The 10,688-nt window shown below is 74.2% G+C and carries 7 protein-coding genes; 5 read left to right on the forward strand and 2 right to left on the reverse strand.

The genetic code is table 11. The features are described from left to right. Both EGM46_RS13475 and EGM46_RS13480 read left to right on the forward strand, forming a co-directional pair. On the forward strand, positions 1-2,213 hold a 2,213-nt coding region (locus EGM46_RS13475), incomplete at its 5' end, for a PD-(D/E)XK nuclease family protein (RefSeq protein ID WP_164512908.1). Beyond that, on the forward strand, positions 2,210-5,725 hold the full coding sequence (locus EGM46_RS13480) for an ATP-dependent DNA helicase (RefSeq protein ID WP_125100650.1): 3,516 nt from the start codon (positions 2,210-2,212) through the stop codon (positions 5,723-5,725). The genes EGM46_RS13475 and EGM46_RS13480, both read left to right, overlap by 4 nt. On the opposite strand, the gene EGM46_RS13485 is transcribed toward EGM46_RS13480, so the two are convergent. Continuing rightward, complete coding sequence (locus EGM46_RS13485) at positions 5,722-7,086, reverse strand: phosphotransferase (protein ID WP_125100651.1); 1,365 nt, start codon at positions 7,084-7,086, stop codon at positions 5,722-5,724. The genes EGM46_RS13480 and EGM46_RS13485 overlap by 4 nt on opposite strands. A 127-nt stretch (positions 7,087-7,213) precedes the next feature. Here EGM46_RS13485 and nudC point away from each other — a divergent pair, with 127 nt between their 5' ends. Together nudC and EGM46_RS13495 are read left to right on the forward strand one after the other, a co-directional pair. Further along, a complete protein-coding gene (gene nudC, locus EGM46_RS13490) occupies positions 7,214-8,182 on the forward strand; it encodes an NAD(+) diphosphatase (protein ID WP_125100652.1) in 969 nt (322 codons plus the stop codon). After that, the gene (locus EGM46_RS13495) at positions 8,172-9,926 is read left to right on the forward strand and encodes an ATP-dependent helicase (RefSeq protein ID WP_125100653.1); all 1,755 of its coding nucleotides are present in this window, start codon (positions 8,172-8,174) and stop codon (positions 9,924-9,926) included. Before nudC ends, EGM46_RS13495 begins: the two co-directional genes overlap by 11 nt. Here the strand turns inward: EGM46_RS13495 and EGM46_RS13500 are convergent. Continuing rightward, on the reverse strand, positions 9,901-10,302 hold the full coding sequence (locus EGM46_RS13500) for a hypothetical protein (protein ID WP_164512909.1): 402 nt from the start codon (positions 10,300-10,302) through the stop codon (positions 9,901-9,903). The genes EGM46_RS13495 and EGM46_RS13500 overlap by 26 nt on opposite strands. Positions 10,303-10,378: 76 nt before the next feature. Between EGM46_RS13500 and EGM46_RS14765 the strand changes: the two genes are divergently transcribed. Beyond that, positions 10,379-10,688, forward strand: a 310-nt coding sequence (locus EGM46_RS14765) for a hypothetical protein (RefSeq protein ID WP_164512910.1), incomplete at its 3' end; no start/stop codon positions are given.

The following is a 10,688-nucleotide window of genomic DNA, read 5'->3' on the forward strand; positions in this document are numbered from 1 at the left end:
CGGCCGGCGCTGGCGAGCAGCGGCGGGCGGTGGCCGCGCGCGAATCGGCGGCTGACGCCCGCGCCGGGGGCGGCCCCGTGCAGTTCGCCGCGCTCGGCTCGCCGGCTGAGCAGCTCGGGGCGATCGCGCACCGCTTCCGCGCGCGTCGGCTGGGCCTGGACGGGCATGACGCGCTGCCGTGGGGCGAGATGGCGGTGCTGTGCCGCAGTCGGGGTGAGGCCACGCGCGTCGCGCGCGCGCTCGCCTCGCATCAGGTGCCCACCGGTGTCGCGGCCGGCGGTATCGTGCTGCGCGAACACGAGATCGTGCGCGAGCTGATCCGCGTCCTGCAGCACGCGCTCGGCCTCCGCCCGCTCACCCCCGCCGAGGTGCTGCCGCTCGTCGGGGGAACGCTCGGCGGCGTAGACCCCGTTGCCCTGCGTCGGCTCCGTGGCGCGCTGCTGCTCCAGGAGCGGCGGGACGCGCGGTCAGAGGAGCGAGCGCCCCGCGAAATCGAGGCCCTCGTCGCCGAGGCGTTCGCGTTTCCCGGCGCCGAGCCCGTGGTCGACTCGGCCGGCGGGCGAGCGCTGCGCCGGCTCGCGACCCTCGCCGCCGCTGGCACGCGCGTGCGCGAGGCCGGGGGCACCGCGCGCGAGACGCTCTGGGCGCTCTGGGACGGCGCGAAGCTCGCGGCGGCGTGGCAGGCGGAGGCCCTCGACGGGCGGGGTGCGCGGGCCGACGAGGCGCACCGCTCGCTCGACGCGGTGCTCGGGCTTTTCTTCGCGCTGCAGCGGCACGAGGAGCAGGACAGCGAGCAGCCCATCGGTGAGCTCCTTGAAGAACTGCTGCTCAGCGCGGTTCCCGAGGACTCGCTCGCGCAGCGCAGCGAGCGCGCGGCGGTCACCGTGACCACCCCGCAGGGCGCGATCGGCCGGGAGTTCTCGCTCGTCGCCATCGTGGGGCTGCAGGATGGTGCCTGGCCGAATCTGCGGGCACGCGGCTCGCTGCTGGGCACGGCCGCCCTTGAGCGGTGGCTCCGCGGGGGAGTCGCGCAGCCGCCCTCCAGGAAGGACACCATCCACGACGAGCTGCGGTTGCTGGTCCACGCGTGCGCGCGTGCGCGCGACGAGCTCCTCGTCGTCACCGTGGCCGACGAGGATCAGCACCCGAGCGCGTTCTTCGGGCTGGGACGCGAGTACCGCGACGATGCGCTGCCGAGCTCGCGCCTCACCCTGCGTGGCGCGACGGCCGAGATGCGGCGACGGCTCACGCGCGACCCCGAGGACGCCGCAGCGCGCACCGCGCTCGCCGCGCTCGCGGAGTCGGGCGTGCCCGGCGCGCACCCCGACGAGTGGTACGGCATCCTGCAGCCCAGCACGGCCGCGCCGCTCGTGGATCTCGCGGGCGACCAGGAAGCGGTGGTGCCGGTGAGTCCATCGCAGCTCGAGCGTGCGGAGAACTGCCCGCTCGACTGGGCGATCGCGCACCTCGGCGGCACGACGGGCAGCGTACAGGCGAACCTCGGGACGCTCGTGCACCACGCACTCGAAACCGCGACGGCGGCCAACGCCGACGAGTTGCTCGCCGCGGTGATGAGCGAGTGGCGCAAACTCGACTTCGACGCGGAATGGGAGTCGGTGCGCGCCGAGCGCCTGGCGAGCGCGATGACCGCAGGGCTCGCCGCCTATCTGCGCGAGTTCGAGGCATCGGAGCGCGAGCTCGTCGGGCGTGAGGCGCTCTTCGCCGCGCCGATCGGTCGGGCGATGCTGCGCGGGGTCGCGGATCGGCTCGAGCGGCGCGTGCTCGACAGCGGGGAGAGCGAGGTGACCGTCCTCGACCTGAAGACCGGGCGCACGCCACCGAGCAAAGTACAGGCGGAAACGCACGCGCAGCTGCGCGCGTACCAGCTTGGGGTGACCCTCGGCGCGTTCGAGGCGCTCGCCGCGGGCGAGCCTGCCGGCGGGGCCGAGCACGCGGCGGCCATACCCGCGACGAGCGGCGGGGCGAGGCTCCTCTACGTCCACCCCGACGCCACCGGGAAGTCCGACTTCATCGAGCGGGTGCAGGAGCCCATTACCGCGGAGGCAAGCGAGGAGATGATGGGCAGAATCGAGAGCGTCGCAGCGGTGATGGCCGGCGGCGAGTTCACCGCCAGGATCGAGCACCACTGCTCCGACCCGCACCAGCCGGGGGCCTGCCGGCTCCACATCATCCCCGCGGTGAGCCACGCATGAGCGTGCACCGAGACGAGGCCGGCGCGGCGGCGAGAGCGATCGTGTTCTCCGCCGCGCGGATCGCGGAGCTGCTCGCGGTGCCGCCGGCACCCCCGCTCACCCCCACCCCGGAGCAGCGCGCGGTCATCGAGCACCCGCTCGGCGGGAGCACGCTCGTGGTGGCCGGTGCGGGCAGCGGCAAGACCGAGACCATGGCCAATCGCGTCGTGTGGCTCGTCGCCAACGAGCTCGTCGCGCCCGACGCGGTCCTCGGGCTCACGTTCACGCGGAAGGCGGCCGGCGAGCTGCGCGAGCGCATCAGCGGCCGGCTCGCCGTGTTCCTCGAGCGGCTGCGCGACGCCGGCGAGCGCGGTGCGCTCAGCGAGCCGGAGCTCGCTGCGGCAGCGCGGCTCGAGGTGCTCCTCGGCGATGGGCTCGACACCCCCGAGGTCAGCACGTACAACGCGTTCGCCGCCGGGGTGCTGCAGGAGTACGGTATCGCCGCAGGCGTCGCGCCGGGCGCCGCGGTGATCGACGAGGCCACCGCCTGGCGCATCGCGCGCGAGGTGGTGATCGCGAGCAGCGATCCGGCACTCGCGACGAGCGAGCTGCGCACCCCTGAGCTCATCAGGCACCTGCTCGCCCTCGACCACGCGGTCGCCGACAACATGTCCTCGCTCGACCGGGTCGACCAGGTGGTCGCCGAGTTCGGGCGCGTGCTCCACCTGCCCTACTCGGAGAAGGAGATCGGGAAGGAGCCGAGCGGCAAGGTGTACGCGCCTGTGCGCGACGCGGTCGCGGCGCTCGCCGAAACCCCTATGATCACGCGACTGGCGCGCGAGTACGCCGCGGAGAAGGAGCGGCGAGGCGTGATCGAGTTTCCCGATCAGCTCGCCCTCGCCACGCGCGCGCTGGAGCGCTCAGGCGACGCGATCGGCGCGCTCAGGCGACGGCACCGCGTCGTGCTGCTCGACGAGGTGCAGGACACCTCGGTGGGGCAAACCCGGTTCCTCGCCATGCTGTTCGGCGGCTCCTCCGTCATGGCCGTCGGCGACCCGCACCAGTCCATCTACGGCTGGCGCGGGGCCTCCGCCGAGGGGCTCCGCTCCTTCCACGCTGACTTCGCCGACCGGGAGCGCCGCGCGCCGCGCGCCGCGCCGGCGACGCTCACACTCTCCACCAGCTGGCGAAACCCTGGCGTGGTGCTCGACGCCGCGAACGCGATCGCCGCCCCGCTCGCCGCCGCCTCAGAGATCGATGTGCCGCGCCTCGCCCCGCGGCCGGGCGCTGGCGCGGGAAGCGTCGAGTGGCGCTACCCGGAGACCGTGCACGAGGAGCGCGTCGCCGTCGCCGCTTGGATCCGCGACGCGCGCGCCGCGCACCTCGCCGAGCACGGCGAACTGCCGAGCGCTGCGGTCATCTTCCGCACGCGGAGTCACATGGCCGCCTTCTCCGCGGCGCTCAGCGAGGCCGGGGTACCCAACCGGATCGTCGGGCTCGGCGGCCTGCTCACCACCCCGGAGATCACCGACGTGGTCTGCGTGCTGCGGTGCCTCTGGTACGCCGACGCCGGGGGCGAGCTCATTCGCATCCTCAGCGGTCCCCGCTTCCGCATCGGCGTCGCTGACCTCGCCGGGCTGCGCGACGCCGCGCGCTGGTTCGCCGCGCGAGACCTCAGTCAGCAGCCCCTGAGCGACGAGGACCGCGCCGCCGACCGCGTGCTCCCCGATCCGGACCGGCAGTTCACGCTCCTCGACGCGCTCGACCAGATCGCGGGCATGCGCGACCTCGGCCACGCCGCGCTCCGCGGCATCAGCGAGGAGGGGAAATCGCGGCTGCGCGACGCCGGGCGCATGCTCGCCGCACTCCGCCAGTACGTCGGCGGCGACATCGGGGAGCTGCTCGGCGCCACCGTCCAGGCGCTCCGCCTCGACATCGAGCTCGACGCCAACGAGGCGCGCGAGCACGCTGGCACCTCGGCGGCGCAGGCGAATCTCGACCTGTTCAGCGATCTCGTTGAGCAGTACCTCGCCGTCGACACGCGCGGCACGCTCGCCTCCGTGCTCGAGTGGATCGAGCGCGCCGTCCTCGCCGACGAGGCAGCGGAGCACGTCGCCGCGCCAGCGCCAGGCACCGTGCACCTCATCACCGCGCACGGCTCGAAGGGGCTCGAGTGGGATCTCGTCGCCGTGCCGCGCATGGTGACGGGGGAGTTCCCCGGCTCGGCGCGCAGCGGCGCCGGGTGGCTTCGCACCGGGCAGCTGCCCGACGAGCTGCGAGGCGACGCCGCCGCGCGGCCCGAGCTGAACTGGCGCATCGCTGCGACCCAGCAGGAGCTGCGCGACCGGATCGCCGAGTACCGCGCCGCGCTCCAGGAGCGCCACGCCGAGGAGGAGCGCCGCCTCGCGTACGTCGCGGTCACGCGCTCCGCTGACAGGTTGCTGCTCAGCGGCTCGTTCTGGGGTGGCCAGACACGGCAGCGCGTGCCGTCCCCGTTCCTACGCGAGCTCGCCGAGGCCGGGCTGCTCACCGGACTGCCGGAGGAGAGCGCGCACGAGGCCGACCCGAGCGAGGCCGCGGAGCTCACCGAACAGTGGCCGCTCGACCCGCTCGGCTCGCGCGGGCCCGCGCTTCGCCGCGCGGCCGATGTGCTGCGCGAGGCGCTCGTGCGGAACGCGGCAGCGGATCCCGCTGGAGCGACCGGAGCGGAGGGCGCGCCGGCGCCGGGGGCCACACCGCTCGACCCCACCATCGCGCTCCTGCTCGCCGAGCGCGCCGCGGCCGCCCCGGACGCGCCGGCGCGCAGCGCTGCGGAGCTGCCCGAGCGCATCACCGCGTCCACCTTCCACGAGTTCGTCGACGATCCGGAACGCGCGGAGCGCCTCCGCCTCCGGCCGATCCCGCAGCGCCCATACCGACGCACGCGGGTGGGCAACCGGTTCCACGAGTGGGTGGAGCGCCGCGCCACCACCGCGATCGGCAGCGCGCTCCCGCTCGCCGGCCTCGACGGCACGCTCGACTTCGGCCCGAACGATGGTGCGCCGAACGGCGCGGAGCCGGGCGACGTGTCTCCTGGCGGGGACGCCGTCGACGTGAGCGAGTCGTGGGACGCGGCCGAACTGCGCCCCCTCATCGAGCAGTTCGAGCGCTCGCGCTGGGCTGAGCTCGCACCGGTCGCCGTCGAGATCGAGGTCACGCTGCCCTTCGCCGGCAGGACCCTCGTCTGCAAGCTCGACGCAGTGTACCGCCACGCGGACCCCGCCGGCGACGGACAGGGGGACCGGATCGAGATCGTCGACTGGAAGTCCGGGCGCTCGCCGCGCACCGACGCGGAGCGCGAGTCCCGCTTCTTCCAGCTGGATCTCTACCGGCACGCCTACGCGCAGTGGGCAGGCATCGACCCCGACCGCATCGACGTGTCGCTCTTCTACGTCGCCGAGGGCGTCGAGCTGCGCAGTGAGCGCACGCGCAGCCTGCGCGAGCTCGAGGAAATCTGGAGCGCCGCCGCGGCGACGCTCACCGCGGGAAGCTAGCGGTCGCGGCTCGGCGGCAGGTCTTCCGGGTCGAGCGGCTCGGTGAGCTGCTCGGTCAGATTGCCGGTGAGCTGATCCGCGTCCGCGCCAGCGGGGGCCGCCGCCGCATCCTCGGCGTCATCCGCCGTGTCGCCGGCGTCGGACGCGAGCGCCTCGGACACCGGCGGCAGGAAGAGCTCGTCGAGATCCACCTCGGCAGTCCCGCCCGCGTCGGCGAGCTCATCGGCCGCGGCAGCGCGATCCGCCGCGCGCTGCACCGCGGCCCGCTGCGCGTCGACCTCCGCCGCGCTGAGCGGCTCAACGAACTCCGTCGCGTGCCCGAACATGCGATCCTCGTCGAGCGCCTCCACCGCAGCGGTATCGGAGAGGTGCGGGTGCACATCAGGCGTCTCGGCGAGCAGCGCGGTGACCTCGGCCTCGCCGAGGGGATGCTGCGCCTGCGTCGCCGCGAACGCCGCGGCGAGCGTGCCGCCAACGCCGACCATGCGATCTAGCATCGCCACCGCGTCGTCGATCACGTCCTGATCGTGCGCGTCGGTGCCGTGCAGCAGCCAGCGTGCGACCTCCAGCTCGTGATAGAGCGCGGCGCGCGCTCGCAGGTGCGCGATTGAGCCAGCATTCCGCAGGGTCGAGTAGCGCGCGATGACCCCATCGCAGACCTCGCTTCCCGGCGCGAGCAGCCACGAGAGGTCCTGCGCAGGATCGCCGACGGCGAGCTCCGCCCAGCCCACCACGCCGGTGATCTCGCCGTCCGTGAGGCGCAGCTGCTCGGCGTCGAGCGAGCCGTGGACCGTGGTCGGGGCGAAGTCCCAGATCTCGGCCGCCTCGACGGCGCGCTGCCAGCGCTGCAGCACGGTCTCGGGGAGCAGCCGCGTCGCCTCGGCGCGGTCGATCAGCCGCGTGGCGACGAGCCGCAGATCCTGCGCGGTGTGCACCGGCAGACCGCCGTTCTGCGCGACGCTGAGCGGCAGCTCATGGATCGCGGCGAGCGCCTCCGCGATGGGTTGCAGGAGGAGCGCATCGTCGGCGAGATCCTCGGCGTCGAAACGCTCCCCGTCAACGAACGTGGAGACCACCGCGCGCGTGTCGCCGGCCCGCGTCATGCCGAGTGTTTCGGGGACCGCGAAGGGGAGGCGTCCGCGCGGGCCAGCCGTGAGCGCGGCGAGCCCGAGCACCTCAGCGGACTGCTCAATCTCGGCCGCCTGCGTGCGGGGCACGCGAACGAGCAGCTCGGCATCCGCCGTGGTAATGACTGCCGCGGCGTAGCGAGAATCATCCGTGTGTTCGCGCACTCCGAACACGGTCAAACCTGGCACTGCGGACGTCGCGAGCGCGGCTAGAGTGAATGGGATGCTGGCCATGCCATTAGGGTATGCAGGCCAGGGGCGGCTGCGGCCGCGCCACGCGCATCGCACAGCACACTGCCACCTCAGCCGGGGTGTCGTCCGCGTTCAACCAGCCCCGCCGGGGAGCACAGGAGGAGCTCTCATGAGTGCCAAGGATCGCCCCCCGCTCGCGAGCGGGGCGCTCGACCGCGACGCCGACACGCGCGCCACCCCCGAGCTGCTCCGCGCGGCGTGGGAGGAGCCGGGCGCGCGCGTGCTGCGCGTGCGTGGCCTCGAGATTCCCGTGCGCGGGCCGGAGCCCGCGCCGCGGCTCGCGCTGCTGCCGACTGCGGGGGAGCCGCGATTCACCGGTGAGACGGTCGGGCACGTCTACCTCGGTCGGATGTCTGGTGCGCCGGTGTTCGCCTGCGCCGAGCCGCTCGCCGATCCGGACCCCGGCACCGCGCCGACCGGCGCAGACGGCGTGCGATGGGTGCACCCGTTCGCCGTGAGCGGGGGCCTGGAAGACACCGAGCGCGAACTCGTTGCGGTCGCTTCGGCGCTCCTGCGCTGGCACGAGGCGGCGGAGTTCTCCCCGCGCGACGGCGGCGCGACGGAGGTGGTGCTCGGCGGCTGGGCGCGCCGCGACGCGCAGGGCGGCGAGCACTTTCCGCGCACCGATCCGGCCGTGATCGTGCTGATCGAGCACGAGGACCGGATCCTGCTCGGCTCGAACGCGCTCTGGGAATCCGGGCGCTTCTCCCTGCTGGCCGGTTTCGTGGAGGCGGGCGAGGCGCTCGAGCAGACGGTCGCCCGCGAGGTGTTCGAGGAGGCCGGGGTGCGCGTCGAGCAGATCGAGTATGTCGCCTCTCAGCCGTGGCCGTTCCCGCGCTCGCTGATGCTGGGCTTCCGCGCGCGGCTCGCGGCCGGCGCTGACCCCGAGGCGCTGCAGCCCGACCCAGCCGAGATCTCCGAGCTGCGCTGGTTCAGCCGCGAGCAACTGCGCGCGCCGGAGCCCGGGATCATCCTCCCGCAGCGGGTCTCGATCGCGCGGTGGCTGATCGACCGCTGGGTCGCCGAGGGGTCGGCGGCCGAGGGCGACGCTGGCGAGGGGTCCACCGGTGGCCGCTGACGCCGAGGCGGTGCTCGACGGGCTCGACCCGGAGCAGCGCCAGATCGCCGAGCATCTGCGCGGCCCCATCTCCGTGCTCGCCGGTGCGGGGACGGGCAAGACTCGAGCGATCACCCACCGCATCGCGTACGGCGTGCGGAGCGGGGTGTACGCGCCGGATCGGGTGCTCGCCGTGACCTTCACGCGAAAGGCCGCGGGGGAACTGCAGGGTCGGCTCCGCGCGCTGGGAGCCGACGGCGTGCGCGCGCAGACCTTCCACGGCGCCGCGCTCGCGCAGCTCGGACACTTCTGGCCCGACGTGGTCGGGGGTGCCGCGCCCCAGATCCTCTCGGGCAAGGTTGCCGCGCTGTCGCAGCTCGTCGAGTCGCAGAACCTGCGGCTGGGCGGCGAAGCGCTCCGCGACCTCGCCGCGGAGATCGAGTGGCGAAAGACCACGATGCTGAGCATCGACCGCTACGCCGAGCACGTCGCCGAGCGGCCGATCCCCACCGGGGTGACCGCGGAGCAGCTCGTCGATCTGCAGCGCGGCTACGCGGCGCTGCTCGAGGAGCGGCGGCAGATCGACTTCGAGGACGTGCTCGTGCTGCTGACCGGCATGCTGGAGAGCGAGCCGCGCGTCGCGCTGCAGGTGCGCGAGCGATTCCGGTTCTTCACCGTCGATGAGTACCAGGACGTGTCGCCGCTGCAGCACGCGCTGCTGCGCGTGTGGCTCGGGGACCGCGACGACGTCTGCGTGGTCGGCGACGCGAGCCAGACGATCTACTCGTTCGCCGGCGCGTCGAGCTCGTACCTGCTGCGCTTCGGCGTCGAGCACCCGAATGCGCGCCAGGTGCGGCTCGAACGCAACTATCGCTCGCTCGAACCGATCGTGCGCATGGCGAACCGCCTCATGCGGGATCAGCCCGGCGCGTTGACGCTGAGCGCGATGCGTGGGCGGGGCGACGACGCGGGCAACGCGGCCGAGGGCGGCGCGGCCCCGGCAGCGGCTCGACCGGCGCAGCAGGCGCAGCCGAGTCAGCCGAGCCCGCCGACGTTCGAGTGGTTCGCCTCGGAGACCGACGAAGCGCAGGCGGTGGCCGGCTCGATCGCCGCAGCGGTGCAGGCGGGGACCCCGGCGTCCGAGATCGCCGTGCTGTACCGCACGAACGCGCAGTCGGCCCGCTTCGAGGAAGCGATTCGGCGGCACGGCATCAGCGTGCGCGTGCACGGCGCGCAGCGCTTCTTCGACCGCGCCGACGTGCGCCAGGCGGTCATGCTCATCCGCGGCGAGGCGAAGGTGGCGCACGACCGCCCGCTCTTCCAGATCGTCAGCGACGCGCTCCGCGCCGGCGGCTGGTCGGCCCGGCCGCCGGAGGGCGCGGCGCAACGCGAGAAGTGGGAAGCGCTCAGCTCGTTGCTCTCCCTCGTCGACGAGATGCCGCCTGGCACGGGCATCGTCGAGTTCGCCGAGGAGCTGCTCGCGCGTCAGCGCACGCAGCACGAGCCAACGCTCGATGCCGTGACCCTCAGCGCGGTGCACGCCGCGAAGGGCCTGGAGTGGTCACTCGTGCACGTCGCCGGGCTGAGCGAGGGCCAGTTCCCGATTGTGCACGCGGTGGACGAGGCGAGCATCGACGAGGAGCGGCGACTCGCGTACGTGGCGTTCACCCGCGCGCGCGACACGCTCCGCCTCTCCGGCGTGGCCGGGGGAGCGCGCGCGCAGCGCCAGCCGTCGCGATTCATCGCAGAGGCCGGTCTGCTCTGACCGCGCGGGGGCCGGTGGCCGGGGCCACGACCGCGGTGCCCCCATCAGCGCCCGCGCCCCCACCGAGCACGCCGCAGGCGCACTCGGGGTGCGGCGCTACCGCGTGCTGCTCGACCGGGCCAGCCTGCCGGCCCTGCGCCGCGGGGACCGAGACCCGCGATCGGTGGACGCGCGCCTCGCCGCGGCCCCACGCGTCGATGAGCTGGGCCGCGAGCGTTGCGGCGAGGACGGCAAGCGTGGGGGACTCGCTCGCGGGCGCTGCGTCGACGAGCTGCGCGGCGAGCACGGGGGCGCTCGCGTCGCGCTCGCGCACGGCGAGGGTGGCGCAGGTGTGGCACGGCTGGCCGGGCGGCACCACGAGCGGGCCGACGTGCACTCTGGTATCGGTGAAGCGTACGAGCAGGTGCNGGGGCGCTCGCGTCGCGCTCGCGCACGGCGAGGGTGGCGCAGGTGTGGCACGGCTGGCCGGGCGGCACCACGAGCGGGCCGACGTGCACTCTGGTATCGGTGAAGCGTACGAGCAGGTGCGGGATGCCGGCGATGAGCCAGCGCTGCGCGCGCTCGAGCGGTTCGAGGAAGCGCTCAACGTAGACGACGAGCTCGTCGGACGCGGGGCTCAGCTGCGGCCCGGGGCCGCCGAGCGCCCACCCGAGCGCCCCGGCGAAGGCGGCGGCCGGGCGACCACCGTCGTCGATGCGCACCCGCGGTCGTGCGCGTGCTGCCACCGCCGCGCTCGGCGCCGGCGGCACGAGCGCCGGCTCG

Source organism: Leucobacter chromiireducens, assembly GCF_003917135.1.
Taxonomy (GTDB): domain Bacteria; phylum Actinomycetota; class Actinomycetes; order Actinomycetales; family Microbacteriaceae; genus Leucobacter; species Leucobacter chromiireducens_A.

Bases quoted from the DNA above. Each gene is read 5' to 3' on its own strand.
- EGM46_RS13480 (WP_125100650.1), top strand. From the start codon at position 2,210: ATGAGCGTGCACCGAGACGAGGCCGGCGCGGCGGCGAGAGCGATCGTG.
- EGM46_RS13485 (WP_125100651.1), bottom strand. From the start codon at position 7,086: ATGGCCAGCATCCCATTCACTCTAGCCGCGCTCGCGACGTCCGCAGTG.
- nudC (WP_125100652.1), top strand. From the start codon at position 7,214: ATGAGTGCCAAGGATCGCCCCCCGCTCGCGAGCGGGGCGCTCGACCGC.